The sequence below is a fragment of the Rhodoblastus sp. genome (assembly GCF_052145335.1).
Classification (GTDB): Bacteria; Pseudomonadota; Alphaproteobacteria; order Rhizobiales; family Beijerinckiaceae; genus Rhodoblastus.
On the sequence record NZ_JBKQOU010000383.1, the window covers coordinates 1 to 17,809 of the forward strand.

General features: G+C 63.3%; 13 protein-coding genes and 1 pseudogene. 4 read left to right on the plus strand and 10 right to left on the minus strand.

Translation table 11 applies throughout. The features are described from left to right. Positions 1–193: 193 nt before the first annotated feature. Positions 194–1,768 carry a group II intron reverse transcriptase/maturase gene (gene ltrA, locus ACLP2E_RS22540; RefSeq protein WP_442467191.1) on the plus strand — a complete coding sequence of 525 codons (1,575 nt, stop codon included), beginning with the start codon at positions 194–196 and terminating at the stop codon, positions 1,766–1,768. Between the two features lie 152 nt (positions 1,769–1,920). Here ltrA and ACLP2E_RS22545 read toward each other — a convergent pair whose 3' ends face one another. The 10 genes from ACLP2E_RS22545 to ACLP2E_RS22590 all read right to left on the minus strand — a co-directional run bounded on the left by ACLP2E_RS22545 (position 1,921) and on the right by ACLP2E_RS22590 (position 15,934). Next, positions 1,921–3,354 (minus strand): AMP-binding protein, encoded by a 1,434-nt coding sequence (locus tag ACLP2E_RS22545; RefSeq protein ID WP_442461576.1) that lies wholly within the window; start codon positions 3,352–3,354, stop codon positions 1,921–1,923. Further along, entirely contained in the window at positions 3,351–4,193 is an 843-nt protein-coding gene (locus ACLP2E_RS22550; protein WP_442461575.1) for a hypothetical protein, read from the minus strand. Before ACLP2E_RS22550 ends, ACLP2E_RS22545 begins: the two co-directional genes overlap by 4 nt. After that, positions 4,190–5,491 (minus strand): diacylglycerol/polyprenol kinase family protein, encoded by a 1,302-nt coding sequence (locus ACLP2E_RS22555; RefSeq protein WP_442461574.1) that lies wholly within the window; start codon positions 5,489–5,491, stop codon positions 4,190–4,192. The genes ACLP2E_RS22550 and ACLP2E_RS22555 overlap by 4 nt, the downstream gene beginning before the upstream one ends. Continuing rightward, positions 5,491–6,579: a DUF3419 family protein gene (locus ACLP2E_RS22560; RefSeq protein ID WP_442461573.1), complete on the minus strand. Its 1,089-nt coding sequence runs from the start codon at positions 6,577–6,579 to the stop codon at positions 5,491–5,493. The genes ACLP2E_RS22555 and ACLP2E_RS22560 overlap by 1 nt, the downstream gene beginning before the upstream one ends. After that, positions 6,572–9,034, minus strand: coding sequence for a PEP/pyruvate-binding domain-containing protein (locus tag ACLP2E_RS22565; protein ID WP_442461572.1), 2,463 nt, complete (start codon positions 9,032–9,034; stop codon positions 6,572–6,574). The genes ACLP2E_RS22560 and ACLP2E_RS22565 overlap by 8 nt, the downstream gene beginning before the upstream one ends. Continuing rightward, positions 9,031–9,957, minus strand: coding sequence for a UbiA family prenyltransferase (locus tag ACLP2E_RS22570; protein WP_442461571.1), 927 nt, complete (start codon positions 9,955–9,957; stop codon positions 9,031–9,033). The genes ACLP2E_RS22565 and ACLP2E_RS22570 overlap by 4 nt, the downstream gene beginning before the upstream one ends. After that, positions 9,957–11,237: a hydroxymethylglutaryl-CoA reductase gene (locus tag ACLP2E_RS22575; RefSeq protein WP_442461570.1), complete on the minus strand. Its 1,281-nt coding sequence runs from the start codon at positions 11,235–11,237 to the stop codon at positions 9,957–9,959. The genes ACLP2E_RS22570 and ACLP2E_RS22575 overlap by 1 nt, the downstream gene beginning before the upstream one ends. Before the next feature lie 153 nt (positions 11,238–11,390). After that, positions 11,391–14,792, minus strand: coding sequence for an acyl-[ACP]--phospholipid O-acyltransferase (locus ACLP2E_RS22580; protein WP_442467192.1), 3,402 nt, complete (start codon positions 14,790–14,792; stop codon positions 11,391–11,393). Between the two features lie 131 nt (positions 14,793–14,923). Beyond that, entirely contained in the window at positions 14,924–15,196 is a 273-nt protein-coding gene (locus tag ACLP2E_RS22585) for a YiaA/YiaB family inner membrane protein (protein ID WP_442461569.1), read from the minus strand. A gap of 48 nt (positions 15,197–15,244) precedes the next feature. Then, the gene (locus tag ACLP2E_RS22590; protein WP_442461568.1) at positions 15,245–15,934 is read right to left on the minus strand and encodes a PspA/IM30 family protein; all 690 of its coding nucleotides are present in this window, start codon (positions 15,932–15,934) and stop codon (positions 15,245–15,247) included. A 138-nt stretch (positions 15,935–16,072) separates the two neighbouring features. On the opposite strand from ACLP2E_RS22590, the gene ACLP2E_RS22595 reads away from it, so the two are divergent. The 3 genes and pseudogenes from ACLP2E_RS22595 (at position 16,073) to ACLP2E_RS22605 (ending at position 17,634) form a co-directional block, all read left to right on the plus strand. Beyond that, positions 16,073–16,714, plus strand: coding sequence for a TetR/AcrR family transcriptional regulator (locus tag ACLP2E_RS22595; protein ID WP_442461567.1), 642 nt, complete (start codon positions 16,073–16,075; stop codon positions 16,712–16,714). Positions 16,715–16,846: 132 nt separating this feature from the next. Continuing rightward, positions 16,847–17,167: pseudogene (locus ACLP2E_RS22600) on the plus strand (alpha/beta hydrolase); the annotation flags it as partial. Positions 17,168–17,223: 56 nt separating this feature from the next. Then, complete coding sequence (locus ACLP2E_RS22605; RefSeq protein WP_442467193.1) at positions 17,224–17,634, plus strand: alpha/beta hydrolase; 411 nt, start codon at positions 17,224–17,226, stop codon at positions 17,632–17,634. Positions 17,635–17,809 lie beyond the last annotated feature (175 nt).

Here is a 17,809-nt window from a genome sequence, read left to right on the forward strand (position 1 = left end):
GTTCTGCTCGCGAGGGCAGCCGTGAAGCGTTCACAGGGGAGACCACGGGCCAAGTATCGAGCTGCGAAACGGGTCGAATTCCGAGGCGCCGATCTCATACCGCTGAAGAGAAGGCAACATCTGCCCATGACGAAATGGCTTGCATGGGAAGAGCCTCGCGCAGTCGGAGACCTTGTGCACGTGGAGACGTTCTTTGCACGGAACCTGGGAAGTCTCATCCGCGCCCGACAGGCAATCCGGGCCGGTTCTTGAAGGCAACAGCCGAACGATGAACATGCACGCGGATGAGAATTCGGACGAGGTCATAGTACCGGGGAAGCGGTCGAACAAAGAGGGCTTGCCCTCGGCGGAGGCTGTGGAGGGAAGGACCTCGCCCACGGGGAACGGCGGCGAGACGGCCGCGGTCCGGACACTGCGCCGGGACGCCGCGTCGAACGGGCTCATCGCCGTGCGCCGAGCGGCGCGACAGAGCAAGAGTGTGCGGTTCACCGCGCTGCTGCATCACATCACCACCGATCTTCTGGAGCAGAGCTACCTTTCGCTCGAACGGAACTCAGCGCCAGGCGTCGACGGCGTGACGTGGCAGGCCTATGGAGAGAACCTCGAAGAGAGGCTGAAGAACCTGCATGATAGGGTGCATCGGGGCAGCTACAGAGCACGCCCGGCCAGACGAACATATATTCCGAAGGCGGACGGCTCGAAACGGCCACTGAGCATACTGTGCCTGGAGGACAAAATCGTCCAACAGGCGGTCGCGGCGGTTCTAGAAGCGATCTACGAGGAGGATTTTCTTGGGTTCTCCTACGGTTTCCGACCGGAGCGGGGCCAGCACGATGCGCTGGACGCCCTCCATGTCGGCATCCTCAGGAATCGCGTGAACTGGGTGCTCGATGCGGACATCCGGGCCTTTTTCGATGCCATGGCCCATTCTTGGATCATCCGTTTCCTTGAGCACCGCATCGCGGACAAGCGCATCCTGCGCCTCATTGTAAAATGGCTCAAAGTTGGATTTGTCGAAGATGGACATAGAACGAGTGGCGTGTGCGGTGCTCCGCAGGGGGCGGTGATCTCACCAATCCTCGCGAACATCTACCTGCATTACGTGTTCGATCTATGGGTCCATCGCTGGCGTCGCACCAAGGCGTTGGGCGATATGATCGTCGTGCGCTATGCGGACGACACCATCGTCGGCTTTCAGCATGAGCACGAGGCGCGGGCGTTCCTTGATGAACTTAAGGAACGAATGCGCCAGTTCGAACTGGCGTTGCACCCGGACAAGACCCGCCTGATCCGCTTTGGCCGTCATGCGGCCAAGCAACGTGAGAAGCTTGGAGAGGGGAAGCCTGAAACCTTCGACTTCCTCGGCTTCACTCACTTCTGCACGCGATCGCGCAAATGGGGCTCCTTTGTCATCGGGCGCAAAACGATCAAGAAGCGCATGCGAGCCAAGCTGCTGGCCATCAAGATGGAGTTGCGCAAGACAATGCACGATCCCATCGCGAAAACCGGCGGCTGGCTGAAGCAGATGCTGCAAGGGCATCTGAACTACTTCGCAGTCTCGGGCAATGACCCGAGCATCTGGTGGTTCTTCGACAAGGTGAAGCGTCTCTGGCTCGCGTCGCTGAAACGACGCAGTCAAACTGCACGCCTCACCTGGGAGAAGTTCATCCGGCTCGTCGACCGCTTCTTCCCGCCAATCCGGAGGCTACACCCGTTGCCATGTCACCGCTTCGACGCCAAAACCCAAGGGAGGAGCCCGGTGCGTTAGCAGCGCACGCCGGGATCTGTGCGGGGGGCGGGGAGAAATCCTCGTCCCTACCGCGACCGTTGGGCGTAGGCGCTCAGGAAATCACTGAACGGCTTGAAGCCGACATCCGCAGGATCGAGACACCAAAGAGCAGACGAATGTTGCAGCCAAGCTCAGGCCCTGATTGCGTCGTAAATGCGCAGTCGCAGCTTAGCATAGTCGATCTTCGAACCGTGGCGACGGTCCAGCGGCATTTCATTGAGGACTGCGACTTTTTCAATTCCAAGGCCAAGTGCATGCTTCCGCCACTCGTGCTGGTGTGATGTAATTCCAGTCAAAGCGAGAATGGGCGCCCCATCGCGCCCCGAACAAAGAGCGACCTGGCGGACGCCGGGCCACAATCTGGCCGCAGCCTCGACGCCAAACGGAAACAGATCGCCGACGCGTCCATCGATTCGTCCGAGCAACCAGAGTCGTCCCTCTATATCGATACGACCGGCGTCCCCGGTGCGATGCCAGATGACGCCATCTTCATCGATTTCCTTGGTCGAGGCGTTTTGCGCGGGATCAAGATAACCCTCGTTGACATGCGGGCCCGCGACGCGGATTTCGTCGTCGACGATTCTCACTCGGGTCCGCGCCGCTGGATAACCGGCGAGAATGCCTTTTCCCGAGTCCATCGCTTCCCAATCCGTTGAGCCGATTTCCGACGCGGCGACATGAGCGATCGGCTCAGCCTCGGTCGAGCCATAGACGGCGTAGACTTCGGGGGTGCGCGCCGCCAGCCGGCGCAGGAGGTCTGGATAGACGGGCCCGCCACCCGTCAAAACGGCGCGGACCGACGACGGGAATTGCTTGCCAGCAAGGCGTTCGCAAATCGCCGGCGGAATCAGCAATCGCGTCGCGCGGCGTTCCTCAACGTAATGCAAGATCGAACCGGCATCGGCTTCCAGCGGTTTGCGAATGTTCCAGTTCGGCAGAACCGAGGTCGATCCCAGCCCAAGGCTCGCAAGGACAAAGACAGGAAAGGCGACGAGATCGATTTCGCCTGGCAAGGGACGCAGAAGAGGTTCGAGACAGAGCGCCTGCTCCATCAGGAAGGCGTGCGAGCGGACGATTCCCTTCGGCTTATCCGTCGAGCCACTGGTGAAGGAAATCAGCGCCGCCGCGTTGTCACAATCATCGGGCGGTTCTTGGAAAGCCGTCGCGCCGGACGCGGCGCACGGCGACAGCGTGAAGGGTATGCGCCTGATTTCCGGGAACAGAAATCCGACGGTTCGCCACAGGCTCGGCGCCAACCACGCAGAGGGGCGCGCGACGTCGGCGGCATGCCGCAGCCCGGACAGTCCCATGGCGGGCTCGGGGAAAACGACCGTTGCGCCAATGCTCCACAAAGCCGCAAGGCTGGCGTAGAGCGGGATCGTCACCGGCAGGGTGACGAGGACTCGACCACCGGCGACGATTCCGCGCCTGCGGAAGCTCTTGGCGTAACCGTCGACCATGGCGGCAAGTCCGCCATAGGTGACAGAAGCGCCGCTTGCCTCGATGATGGCGACACGTTCGGGGTGCTCGGCGGCGCGCGCGAGAAAGGCGGAGACCAGGCTCAAAGCGCGCGTCCCATCAGTGCGTAACGGCGAAAGACCTGTCCGCCGTGCATGAGGCTCGCGCCGCGAGAAACATTGTCGCAGCGCATGAGAGCGTGGATAACCCCCGTCAAGCCTAAGTCGCGCGCGACGATATGGAATTTTTGCGCGAGCAGGCGGCCGACGCCCCTGACGGAGCCTGCGTAGGTTTTCAGGATCGCGCAGCGCTCGCCGTCGGGCGCTAGCCTGTCAGGCATGCCGAACAGAAAGCCGACGGGCCTGCCATCCTTGTCCCTCGCAAAGAAAACAAAGCGCGGATCGACGGCGGGGATGATTGGCGCGTAAAGCGCGAGGAAATCCTCCTTGGGGAGAGGCTTATAGAAGGCGGCGCCGGCGAAAGCCGCGAGCGAGGCGTCGTAGACATGTCCGATCAACAATTCAGCGTTCTTTCCGTCCCAGGCCGCGACTTCAATGTCGTCGTGGACGTGTTCGACGGCCTCGGGCGGAGCGACGGGCGCGCGTGCGGATACATATTCGACGAGTCGTGAAAAACCGACTGCTTCCAAAATTTTCAGATCATAAGGTCCCGAAGTCGGCTCCATCAGGAACGGTCGGCTTCCGTCGCTCTCGACGACCACCCGGTAGCGATGCCAGGTGTCGCCGTCCATCGGGCCGATCATCGCGCCAAAACCGTCAGCGGCCAATTCCAGGGCGACGGAATCGACCAGCGCGGCGCCGGCGGCGGCGTCCGCGAACTTCAACTCGCCGAGCGCGGCCGTCCTGCGGCCGTCCCACGACGGGGCGTCGCGGAAAATGCGCAGCGAGGCGCCAGAGTTGAGGCGCAGATCGTCTTTGCCTGTCATGCGAGTAGAGCCTTTGTGAAGTAGGCGAATGTCGGGACAATGGACGAGACGAGGGCGACGCGCGGCGCGCGCCATCGGTCGAACAAGCGCGGCCTCCAGCAGACGGCGAAGCCGCAGACGGCGAGCGAGACGAAAGCGGCGCTCGTCAACGGGCCATGCCAGCGCGAGGCCGGGACGGTCGCCTCCATCACCAGCGCGTATAGAGCGAGCAACGCTACGGTCAGCAGTGCGCTCACCAGCGGTTCGCATCCCATCGCCAATGCGACGTAGACGAGGATCGCCCCGGCGTAGGTGAGCATGAAAAAGTGCAAGGCCGAGGGGCCGACCGTCTCACCAACGAACAGCCATGCGCAGGCGAGACCGACGAAGGTGGCGAGCATGTCGAGGTCGGGATAGGCGCTGCGGCACGGCCGTTTTTCGCGCGCGAAAAGATGCGCGAAAAGCGCAACCACGGGAAGGCAGGCGGCGAGCCAGCCGGAGAAGGACGCGAGGATGAAAACCACGATCGCGTGGCCGCGCGCCGCGTGACCTGTGACCCCGAACCTCGGCCCAAGTCGAGAGAAGGCGACGGCTGTGGCCAGAAAGGCGGCGGCCAGCATGAAGATATCGAGGGCGCCTCCCGCCAGATGGCCGCGCAGAAAAATGTAGATGCCGATCGGCACGAAGACATTGTCGAGCCCGTTCCATGAATCCGCTTCGACCAGCGCGCCGAAGGCGGCGACAGCCAGTCCGAGCAGGATGACATTGGGCCGCTCCACGTCGGTGAGCAGCAGCAGAATGATGATCGAGACGAGCCAGGTGACGAAGAAAAAGACGGCCACGCCCTCAAAACTCTTGACCCCTTTTTCGACGCGGAAAATGGCGCGGCCATAAATCGTTCCCGCCAGCGCGGCGGCCGAATCCGATAGTGTGATCACGGCGAGCGGCAGTACGTAAAGAACCGGCGACCCGGATGAACGCAGGAACAGGAAACCGATGGCCAGCGCCAGCAGCACATCGCCCCATGACTTCCTCTCGACCGAATGCAGCGTCGAGCCGAGCCCGCTGCTGCGTTGGCTCGGCAGGCGCATCCAGAGCATGGTTGCGATCGAGGCAAGCACCAGCAGAACCACCGGCCAGCGCTCATGAAAGATGAGCGGCAGGGCCATGGCGAAACAGCCGGTCGCGATATGGACGCATTTCCGACGAACCTCGGCGGACCAGTCGAGTTTGGCTCCAAGGGCGCGCACGGCGGCGATGAAAACCAGAAGCCCCTCTACCGCGACAGCGACAAGCAGGATCTGGAGGAGCGCGTCCATCACGAGGCCACGTCGACATGAAAGGCGGAATAGAAGAAAGCCTTGTCCTGCGCGCTGAGCAGGGCTGCGCTGTCGATCAGCGGACGCGCGCGACCGTCGAATCGCGCCGGCATGGAACGCGGCGCCATCATGTTCCAGTAAACAAGGCGCGCGCCGGGGGCGGCGCAGTCGAGCAGGAATCCATAAATCTTCTCGAACGAGGAGAGGTCCATATATTCGAAAATATCGGAGAGGTTGAAGCCGCTGAAACGGTCTTTTCCGACCGCTGCCGAAATGTCGCCGTGGACCAGTTCCATGCGGTCGAGCCGTGATCTTATGGTCTGGTAATGTTCGGCGCGCCAGGCGAGCGGCAATCTGTCGCCGGGAACGCCGATCAGGATCGAGCGCATGTAGGGATTGACCGAAGGATCGAGATCCACCCCGGCGTGGCGTACGCGCCCGGCGACATGTCGGGCGAGAGAACCGTCGACATGGTCGAAAAAGGCGGGGTCGCGCCCGAGCTTGCCCATGACCAGGTTAGAGAAGAACAGCGATAACATCAGCCGCCACCGCCATGTGTTCCAGCACGCGTCGTAAAAGGCGGAGCGCCGTTCCGGCGAGCGCGGCGCGAACACGCCCTCCACCGTGGCGCGGGAATGCACGAGCGGCAGGATCCAGTGACGGAAAATGCGAAAATAGCGTTCGAATTTCCCGACATAGGCGACGCCCCATTTGAGGGCCTGCGGGCGCAGTTGGTTCCATAGCGCCTGATCGGACGGGTCGAGCGCGGCTATGACGGAATCGAATAGCCGTTCCCGGCGCGCGCTCGGATGGACGCCCAATAATTCCAGAAAGGCGTCGTGGTCGAGACGCCGCATCGCCGCTATGCGTATCCGCAGGCAAGCGAGCTGCGGGGGCGACAGATCGACGGCGACGACGCGGGCCGGATCGAGCGTCAATAAAGCGAGCGCATTGTCGCCCGCGGCGCAGATCGAAAGCAGCGATCCGCCCGGGCGCGGACCAATGGCCTCGCACAAAATGTCGGCGTCTTCCCAGGCCTGCGCATAGCGGATGAGATCGAAACTTGCCTTTTCGGCGATTTCAACCATCGATCTTCTCCACCACGCCGGCGCCGCCGTCGACGCGCAACAGTTCGCCGTCCCGTACCCATCGCGTCGCGTCCTTGACGCCGACGACGCAGGGAATGCCTAATTCGCGCGCGACAATGGCTGAATGCGATAACAGGCTTCCGCGCTCGACGATAATCGCGGAGGCGTTGGTGAAGAGCGCGATCCATCCGGGATCGGTATGGCGCGCGACAAGCACTTCGCCGGGCTGGAGCGATTGCCCGCGCGGATCGGTAATGACGCGTCCCCTGGCCGTCACCTGCCCGGCCGAACATCCCACGCCCCGCCGCGACGCGCCGGTCGGCGCCGGCGCGGACGCCTTTGCGGCGCTGTCGACGAGAACGGCGGCTCCCGCGACAATGAGACGGCCGGGCGGATCGGTTTTTTGGCGCGCCGCATCCATCTCGGTCTTGCGCAAGGCCGCCAGCGCGCGGAGATCGTGATCGACGCCGCCGCCTTCCACGGCGCCGAGGCATTCCTCGACCGTCAGGAGGAAAATGTCGCGGGGATCATCGATGAGGCCAAGGGCACGGAACTGGACGCCGAGCGCGACGAAGACGCGACGCGCCCGGCCAAAGATCCTCGTGCGCTCGAAACGCAGGTTTTCGCGGTCGCGGACTCTTTTGCGCGCATATTGCAGGACCGCCATCGCGAGGAAACGGCGGAAGGGACGGTTGCTGAGTCTTTGCGCGATGAGAACTTCGGCGTCGACGCGCTCCGGGGCATGGGCGGTTTGCGCGGTCGCGGCTCCGGCGATCGCCCGGTAAAGCGGCGTTGGGTCTTCGACGAGCGTCGCGCTTTCGAGTTTCAACTCCTCCGCGCAGCGGTCGCCGAATTTTTGGACATAGGAAGCGATCTCGGCGGCAAGGGCCGAATCCGGCGCGATTTTCGTTCCGTCGCCGGATGCCAGAAGCGCGACTAGCGACGGCTCCTGTTTCAACAGTTCCGCCATCCGCCGGATGCGCTGGGCGGGCTCGGCGGAAATGATGTCGCCCTGGCCGATCAGATAGGAGTTGTGCAGGCTCCGTCCTTCTTCGCCGGTCCAGCGCTCCAGCAGCTTGCGCGACATGCCGAAGGCGATCATGCAGAGAAAATCGTTGACGAGCGGCGCGTCCCAACGGTCAAGCAGATCGGCCTCGATGCGACGGTAAAGTGCGGCGAGTCCTGTCGGCGGCAAGGCGTCGATGACGGCAAACTCCGACTGGGAAAGCGCCTGGGCCAGCCGAGCCTGGAAGTCGCGTCTGGTCAGCGGAAGACGGACGGCCGCCGCGACGATGCCGAGCGCGGCCCCGCAGATGCGAAAAACCTCTCCGAGGAACGCCAGCCCCCGGGCGGGAGGCGCTCCGAGATGATCGAAGACGCCAACAGGAAGCGGCTCGTCCAGCCCCATCATCGTTTCCATGAACGAGCGGTTGAGGCGATAGCCGGGCAGGAGCGAAAGAGCGCGATACCAATTGTCGAGCTTGTAATAGACCCGCCCCTCCACGCGCCCGAGCATGTTCTCGAAAACCGTGCGATTTCTCTCCACTGTCGCGCGCGGCACGCCCAGCAGTCGGACGAACGCGACATAGACGCGGGCATAGGCATATTGCGCGAAGCTGAATGTCAGCGGCGACACCATGCCGGGATAGCTCTCCACGATGTTGGAATTGTCGAATACCGTGACGAGGGGGTCGGCGATCGCCGATGGTCGCAGCGGCGTAGTGATCGGCCTGGCCTGCAGCAAGAACAGCCTGTCACCTTCGAAGGCCCATTCGATATCCTGCGGGCAAGCCTGCGTAGCCTCGACCTTGCACGCCAGATCGGTGACGGCGGCTACATCGGCGTCGGAAAGGACGCGCGGGTCGTCGGGCGCGCGTTCGATCCGGCAAGGCGTCCCCTTGATGACGACGTAGGTCTCTCCGTCCTCTTCGCCGCCGACGAGCCGGTCGCCCAGGCCGGCAATGGCCGAAATGAAGACCCGGTCGCGCCTGCCGGTCACCGGATCGGCGGAAAAAGCCACTCCCGCCACCCGCGCGGCAACCATTTCCTGAACGATCACCGCGGGCGCTGAGCCAGTTCCCCCCACGCCGCGCGCGGCGCGATAAAGCTCCACATTGTCCTCGCGCCCGGAACCACGCACCCGCAAGGCGGCGGCCACGATCTGGTCGGGTTCGACATTCAGGATGGAAAGGTACTGCCCGGCATGAGAGTTTGCCGCGCCGTCCTCGTCGCAGGCCGACGAGCGGACGGCGAATTTTTCCGCGCCGGGAAACAAGCTAGCGATATTTGCCGGACGTCTCATATCGTCAAAAAACCGGGTCGTCAGGACGACAAAAGGCGGCACGTCGAAACCTGCCGACGTCAGGGCGGCGAGGCTCGCCGCCTTGCCGCCGACAAGGACGGGATCGGCGGCGTCACGCGCCCGAATGATTGGCGCTGGGAACGGCATGTTCATGCGGGGCCTCCGAGGCGCGGCAAGAAGGCGGCGGTGGCGTAGCAGACGAAAACCCACAGGCCGGACATGGATTCGATCCTGGCCTGCGTCGCCGGCGTTGAATCGGCGAGAAAATCTCTCACGGTCAGCATGACCGCGCCAAAGCCCACGAGTCCGACCGAGGCGACGGGCCAAAACGCATGTTCGGCAAGGCCGACGCCGCAAAGCAGCAGGAAGGACACGACCACGCAGCCGGCGAAAACCGTCGCCGCGCGGCGCGCGCCCCAAAGGGCGCTATAGGTCTCGACTCCTTCCCGTTCGCTCGACGGCGTCCAGACTTTTCTGCCGATTTCGAGCACGGAGCCGTTGACGAAACTCAAGCTGAGGAAGAGCCACAGAAACGGTGGCGGCGACAGGCCGCGCGCCGCCCATTCGCAGCCGGTGACGAACAGGTCGATCAGCGGCATGATCAGCATGTGCGAAACGAGATAGACCAGTGGCAAGCGCCGCAGCGCCTGGGGCGCGAAAAACTCTTTTGTCATCAGCGCCAGCCAGGCCCAGACGAGGAGAAGCAATCCGGCCACGGAAAGGCCGAGCGACAAGGCGGCGAACAACGCGACCGCGCCCGCCATGGCGGCTGTCCAGCCGACCTCACGCAGGGTGACGAGGCCGCGCGGCACCGCACGCTCGGGACGATAGCGGCAATCGTCCTCGTGGTCCTTGAACTCGTCGCAGGCGCGCATCTGGAAGAAAAGGATGAGCACGACGACGAAGGCGACGGCGAAGGCATGGAGCGGCGGCAGGTCGCGTCCGCCGAGGCGGGCGCAGACGGCTATGCTGGCCGAGGAAAACACCGCGACCAGCGCCGCCGTGCGCAAGAGCGGGAAACGTTCGGCCTGGTAGGTCCAAAGCCGCGACGGCAAGTTGGCCATTGTGTCGGTCATCAGATGCGTCCTCTGGCAAGCGACTTGTGGGCGCGGGTGAAATGCCCGGCGGCCAGCGCCCCTATAATGGAAATTTCGCCGCCGAGGCAGAGCGCGGCCGTCACCTCGGCCAGAGCCGGCGCCTTGCCGGGGCCGGCGAGGCCGAGCAGGCGGAGGGCGGCGGATTGCGACGGCAGGCCGGTCCCGCCGCCGACCGTCCCGACGAGGATGTTCGGCAGAGTGACCGAAACGAAAAGATCGCCGGCATGGTCCTCCATGCGTGAGAATCCGACCGCCGATTCGGCGACGCAGGCGACGTCCTGGCCGGTGGCGAGATAGAGCGCGGCGAGGCCATTGGCATAGTGCCCTTGCGCGCCGATTTGGCCCGAGAGCAGTGCGCCGAGATTGGCCATGCGCGCATAATCGAGCATGCGGCCGACGCTGGTGTGCAGCTTTTTCTCGACCAGGGCCGCCGACAGAACGACGCTCGCCGTCACCTTGCGGCCGCGTCCGGCAATCAGGCCGAGATAGGAAGCCTTCTTATCGCCGGAAAAATTGACCTCGACGAACCAATGGCGGGGCTTGATCGGACAATTCGTCTCGATGTGTCCGCACAAAGCGTCAGTGGCGATCGTCACCATGTTCTGGCCCGAGGCGTCGCCCGTGGTGTAGCGGCACATGAGGAAGACGAGGTCGTTGTCGAGTACCGGCTCGATCGACACGAGCTTGCCATGGCTTGTCGTCGCCTCGGCCGCCGCGCGCAGTCCGTCAGCGTTGCGCGCAATCCAGTCGATGAAGAGACCGGCCTCCGACAAGCCGGCGAAAGCGAAGCCCGGGGCGCGCAGCACGCCCTCCGAGACCATGGCCGCCGAGGCGCCGCCGGCCGCGGTGACGATCTCGGCGCCGCGCGCATAGGAAGCGACAAGAGCGGCTTCGGTCGTCGCCATCGGCACACAATAGTCGCCGTTCGCATTCACGCCGTTGACCCGCAACGGGCCGACAATTCCGACAGGGACCTTGACCGTGCCGATCATGTTCTCGATGTTGCGCGCATAAGCCTCGGCGCATTCGACTGTTTCCGCGTCGGCGAGCGCGCAATATTCGTCCGGTCCGGCCAATCCCGCGCCGCAAAGCGCATCCCAGTTCCGCGCAATGGTTTCGGAATTTGCCGAGCGGGAGGGGCGCAGCCGCCAGGCGGGCGTCCCTCCGCGCGACGACAACCGGGTCCTGGCCTCATCATCGGTGAAGGCCGCCCGCAGGATCCGGAGCCTTTGCACGACTGTTTCGGGAATGAGCGACATGAAATGCAACCGTCCAAGTTTCTGAAGTAAAATTGAAATATTCGGTTACGCCAGAGGGAGACGGGTAGCTTCCATTCGTATATCTTTGATCGACGAAGAATTAGTGAATCCTGCTTCCGGTTTTGCGGCATGAAGTGTTGCGCGCGGCGAATTTCACGCCGCGCTCTTCAACTCCGCCGCCTTCTCCCGCACAAGTTTTGTCACACCGGCAAAATCGATCTTGCCGGAGCCCAGCAACGGCATTTTCTCGACGATCAGCACTTGCGCCGGGATCATCAGTTCGGTCGCGCCCCGGGCCTTGGCCAGAGCCTGGAAAGCAGCGCGTGTGGCGGTCTTTTCCGTGGTGACCAGCGCCAGCCTTTCGCCCTTGCGCTCGTCAGGCGCCGACGCGACGGCGGACAGCGCTCCGGGCCAGCACTCGGCCGCCAAGGCTTCCACCGCGGCCAGCGAGATCATCTCGCCGCCGATCTTGGCGAAGCGCTTGGCGCGGCCCTTGATGGTCACGAAACCTTCCGCGTCGATCGCGACGATATCGCCGGTATCGTGCCAGCCTTCGGCCGGCGGCTCCAGCACTCCGGGATTGTCGGCCTTGAGATAACCGAGCATGACATTGGGACCGCGGACGTAAAGCCGCCCGCCCTCGGCGACGCCGGGGACCGGCTCAAGCCGCGTCTCCATGCCGGGCATGACCCGCCCCACCGTGCCGAAACGGTTGAACATCGGCGTGTTCAGCGCCAGCACCGGCGCGGTCTCAGTCACGCCATAGCCTTCCAGAATGCGCAGTCCAAATTTTTCCGCATAAAGCTTGCGCGTCGACGCCTTGACGGGCTCGGCGCCAGCCAGGATGTAGCGCAGCGAGCGCAGGTCGTAGGGATGGGCGGTTTTAGCATAGCCGGTGAGGAAAGTGTCGGTGCCGAACAGGATCGTGGCGTCGGAAGCGTAGACCAGCTCCGGCACGATGCGGTAGTGCAAGGGCGAGGGATAGAGATAGATCGGCACGCCGGAGACGAGCGGCAGGACCAGCCCCGCCGTCAGCCCAAAGCAGTGGAACACTGGCAACACATTGAACACCTTGTCCTGGCGTCCGAAATCGATCCGCGCCGCGGCCTGCGCGACATTGGCGAGCATGTTGCCGTGCGACAGCACAACCCCCTTGGGCGTCCCCTCCGAACCGGAGGTGAACAGGATGGCGGCGCGGTCGTCGGGGCCGGCGTCGGCCAGCGGACGCCGATAGTTCAACAGCGCGGAGATCTTGTCGCGGCCTGTGACGGTCTCGCGCACATCCTCCAGATAGCGGAAGCTGACATGGACGCTCACTTGATCGATCAATGGCTGCAGCCTCGCCCTGTCGATAAAGGCGCGCGAAGTGACGATGGTCTTGATTTCCGCCGCCTTGCAGGCCGCCAGTATGTTGGCCGCGCCGGCCGAGAAATTGATCATCGCCGGCGGGCGATTGGCCGACATCAGCCCGAGCAGCGCCGCCCCGGCGCCATTGACGTTAGGCAGCATCAGCCCGATGGACTGGCCGGTGGCGGCCAGGGGCGCAAGTTTCTGGCCGAGCACGCGAGCGCCGATCAGCAGCTTGCGATAGGTCAATCGGCCGGTGGGGTCTTCCAGCGCGACGCGGCCTTCGCCATGGACGCGCGCGGCGTCGACGACGGCCTGGAAGACGGTGCGATTGCAATCGGTGGTGCGGAAAATCAGGTCGGACATGACTTGATAGAGCGCCGCGCCCGCGGCTTGGCGACGCGCCTTGCCACGTAATTCATCGTCGACCTTGAGTTCGACCGGCTCAAGCACGGTGACGCGCACTTTCGGGAACCAGCGGCGCGGCGCCTGTTCGCGCGTCAACTTCGAGAACATGGTGGATTCGAAGCCTTCGAGCCGCACGGGGACGACCTTGGCCCCGGATTTTTCGGCGATCAGACCGGCGCCGTCATAGACTTTCATCAAACTGCCGGTGACCGTCAGCCGCCCTTCAGGGAAAATGATCAGGGTTTCGCCATCCTTCACCGCATTGATCAGACTCCGCGTGGCCATCGGCCTGGTCGGGTCGAGCGGCATGGCCCGGGTCAGCTTGAGGAAGGGCTTGATCCACCAGCGCTTGGAGATGCCCATTTCGATGGCGAAGACCGGGTCCTTGTCGACCAGCGACAGGGCCAGCGGGGCGTCGAGAAAGCTGGTATGGTTGAGCGCGATGATCGCATTCGGCCCCGCCTTGGCGATATTTTCCTTGCCGATGATCTCGACTCGATAAAAAGCGCGGAAAAGGATCGACAAGGCGTCCTGCAAGGGACTGGTCGGCAGGGTCTTGAACATCCAGACGGCCGAGACGAAGCACAAGACCGCGATCACGCCGAAAACGCCGCCAAGATGCAGCCCGGCCCATTGCAGCAGAGCGACGGAAGCCGATCCGACCACGCAGAAGGCGGCGGTGAGCACATTGATGGCGGCGACGATGCGGGCGCGCTTGTCGGCGGGCGCCCAGGCTTGCGCGGCCGCGAAGCTCGGCACGACCAGCACGCCGCCGGCCATGGCCATGCCGACCATGTCGAAACCGATTCGCCAGGCGGCGGCGTCGTGGAAAAACGCCGCGGCGCCCTTGGGCGTCGGGGAGGGGATTAGGCCATGCACCGCAAAGGCCAGGTCGCAGGCGAACAAGCCCACGACGAAAGTCGCGACGGGCGCGGGCAAGAGGACGATGCGTCCGCTGGACAGGAACGAGCCGAGCCCGGAGCCAACAGCGATGGCGATGGAAAAAGCGGCGAGATAAATGCTGACGACGATTTCCTCTCCTCCCATCGTCATCTTGACCAGCGGCGGCAAAGCGGAAAGCACGATGGCGCCAATCATCCAGAACAGGCTGACCATCACGCCGGCGCGCCAAAGACGGCTGTCGCTCCATAAATCGGCGATGAGATGTTTGGTCGAGCGCACGATGTTGGCGTCGATGGTCAAATTTGCCGCCGCTTCCCCGGTGGCGGGAATGAATCGGCTGGCGCCATAGCTGAGCGCGGCCATCACGAGCATGGCGCCGGCGAATTGCGCCGGGTCGCCGCCGTCGCGCGAGGCCAGACCGCCAGCGACCGTGCCCAGCAGAATGGCGATGAAGGTCGCCGCCTCGATCAGGGCGTTGCCGGCCGGAAGTTCGTTCGTGTGCAGATGATCGGGCAGGATGCCGTATTTGAGCGGTCCAAACAGCGCCGCGATAACACCGAACAGAAACAGGGCGACGAACAGGATCGGAACGGAATGAAGCGAGAATCCGGCGACGGCTATGGCGGCGGCGCCAAATTCGGAAAGTTTGAGACGCCGGGCGATCAGCGCCTTGTCGAACCGGTCGGCCAGTTCGCCGCCAAGCCCGGAGAGCAGGAAAAACGGCAGGATCAGCACGCTGGCCGCCAAAGTGATCAGCGATTGCGCGCCGTTTCCGGCCATCTGGTACATGATCAGGAAGATCAGCGTGTTTTTCAGGAAATTGTCGTTGAATGCCGAAAAGAATTGAGTCCAGAACAAAGGCGCGAAGCGTTTTTGGGCCAATAGCGGCTGCATAATCGTCCTCCTGAAATCAAGGCGCATTTCAAATCGAAATTACGACGGAAAGGTTTACGCGAAGCGGGCCTCGTCAAACGAGGTGAACGAAAGGTTCGCGGCCGGCGGCGTCGCGATCCGGGAACCTTTCTGTCTCAGGCCTTGCCGACTTCCATCAGCAGGCGCTCGGTCTTGGCCTCCTCGATTCGGTTCATCAGCCTGGACGATTCGTGCATGTCGCGGACGGTCTTGGTCAAGGTCACGCAGGATTGGACCAGCATGACCACGCCCATGCCGATATAGGATTTGGTCCACAGATCGACCGGCAGGAAAAAGATCCCGACCGCGACCATCAGGGCGGCGGCGGTGAATGAGGCGTAGGTGAAGGTCACCCAGGCGTTGCTGTGGGGCTGTGCGTTCTGGTTCATGGCGTTCTCCTGAAAAACGAGCTTGGGGATAGGGTTGAAAAATCCGGGTCAGGCGGCGGGAAGCGCGCGGGTCAGGCGCGCCAGCACATCTTCGGCGGCGGGCCGCAAGCGCGGGCCAAAGCCCTCGGCGGCAAGTTTTTCTGCGATGAGCCGCGAACGTGAGGACGGATCGATCTGGCTCAGGAAAGTCTCCGCCGACTCGGCTTCCAGCTGGCTGTCGCGGAGGCGGCGCAGAGTCGCTTCGGCCTCTGTCAGATTGGCCTGGAACGGCTGTCCGCCTGAAGCCGCGTCGCGCAACACGCGCACGGATTCCGCCGCGCGGGCGATCCGCCGTCCCCGGTCCAACTCGGCAAGTCGGGCCTCGGCTTGCGCGACATAGAGGCGCAGGCGTTCGATTTCCTTGGCGAACAGGGTTTTGGCGGTGTCGGCGCCGGCGGCTTCGGCTTCCAGATCGGCGATGGTCTGCGCGCCTTCATGGGCAATCTCGTTTTGCCCGGCGGCCAGGGCGGCGACGACCCGCGCCTCCAGGTCGCTTATCCTTGCGGCGGCGGCGTCGCGGCGGCGTGTCTCGGCATGATCCTGCGCCAGAGCCAGCGCCAGCGATTTCCTGGCGCGATCGATCGCGCCGCCGCAATCCCGCATTTGCTGATCGAGAAGGGTCAAAGCGTTGCGATCGGCCAGGGTTTCGACGGAGGCGTGAAAGGCGCCCCGAAAAAATGTGACAAAGGTTTTGAACATTTGAAACCTCGTGCTATGAACGTTGTTCACAAAATCGTTCTACCGCAATTTTGAACGTCGTTCAATAAATAAATGAACGTCGTTCATGACTTTTCACGACAGGGTTAATTGGTGCCCAAAACCGCGGAACGCCGGAACATGCAGCGCGTAGCGCTGGTCGACGCCGCCGAACGCATTATTGCGGCGCATGGACTGCAAGGCCTGAAGGCCCGCGATCTGGCCAACGCCGTCGGCTGCTCGCTAGGCGGCGTCTACAATCTGGTCGGCGACTTGGACGATCTGATCCTGCATGTGGCCTCCCGCACGCTGCGCTCGCTCAATCAGGCGCTGATCGCGGCCGATTGCTCCGGGCTTTCGCCCGAAGCGCAGCTCTCGGCCATCGCCATCGCCTATTGCCGCTTCGCCCGCGCGAATCGCCTGCTGTGGCGCGCCTTGTTCGAGCATCGAATGGGGGCAGACAAGACTTTGCCGGATTGGGCGATCAACGACCAACTCGAACTGTTCGCCCATGTCGCCGCGCCCCTTCGCCGCTTGGCGCCACATGCCGAGGCGGAAAGCCTGACGCTGATGAGTCGGACGCTCTTCTCAGCCGTGCATGGAATTGTCTGGATCGGCCTGGATGAAAAGCTGGTGGCGGTCCCGGTCGACGCGTTGGAGGGCCAGATCGACAGACTGGTGCGCGCCGCTTGCCGGGGCCTGGCGGCAGAGGAGGTCCCCAACCCACAACATGCCGTCTGTCTTGCAAAAGGCCGCCGGCGTCGGCAATCTCAGCCTCATTGAGGCCTTCAATGTGAGAATCTCGCTTTAACTTTTTTCATGAGCCTCGATTTGCCCCAAGTTACGACCATTTTTTCGTTGCCAGTTCTCGGCATTGGCCTCGGACTCGCCGCTTCCTGGCTTATCGGCTCCTTCATGGTCCGTTGGCGCAAATATCCGGCCTTTTCGGCCGCCGTCGCGCCCGCCTGCGATTTCATACTTTCGACGCCGGACGGTTTATCCTTGGCCGCGACTTTTTGGCCCGGGGCGAAGCCGAATTCTCCCGGTGTCCTTCTAATGCATGGACTCGGCGATTCACGGCAAGCCGTAGCCGCAAATGCCGAATGGTTCGCGAAACAGGGTTTTGCCGTTGTTACGATCGACTTTCGCGGTCACGGGCAATCGAGCCCCGCGCCTCATTCCTTCGGCCTGAATGAATCCATCGACGCGCAAACAGCTTTTGAATGGCTGAAAAGCCGCCAGCAAGGCGCTCCTGTCGGAGCGGCATTTCGCTCGGCGGCGCGGCGGCGCTCTTGGGCGAAAGCGGACCGCTTCGCGTCGACGCGCTTGTGCTTCAAGCAGTGTATCCCGACCTCAGGCGCGCGGTCCGCAACCGGATTGCAGCCTATGTTCCGCGGCCCTTCGCCTATGTCCTGGAACCGCTGTTGACCTATCAATCGCCGCTACGATTCGGCGCCTGGCCGGATCGCCTGACGCCCATCGCCGCCCTGGCTTCGTATGCGGGTCCGGTCTTGATCGTCGGCGGCGAAAAGGATGTTTATACGCCGCCCTCGGAATCGCGCGAAATGGCGGCGGCAGCGGCGCATGGCAAGGAACTCCTTCTGCTGCGAGGGATGAACCACCCCGAGGCTTCGGCCGCGCAATCGGAAGAATATCTCGAAAGAATTCTAGCGTTTTTTTCGGCGACGCTGGGTGCGCCTTAGTCGACGGGTCTTGTTTGACTGCCCCGGCAAACGACCGCTTTTGGCCATGGGACTAAACCGCTCGCGCGGTAGGAGCGGCTCGGGCGAGCGCGAATAGGCCGCCTGTCCCATGATCGTGGGGTTCAACCCCATGCGAGACAGGAGCTTTCGCGATGATCGACAATCCCAGCAGCCC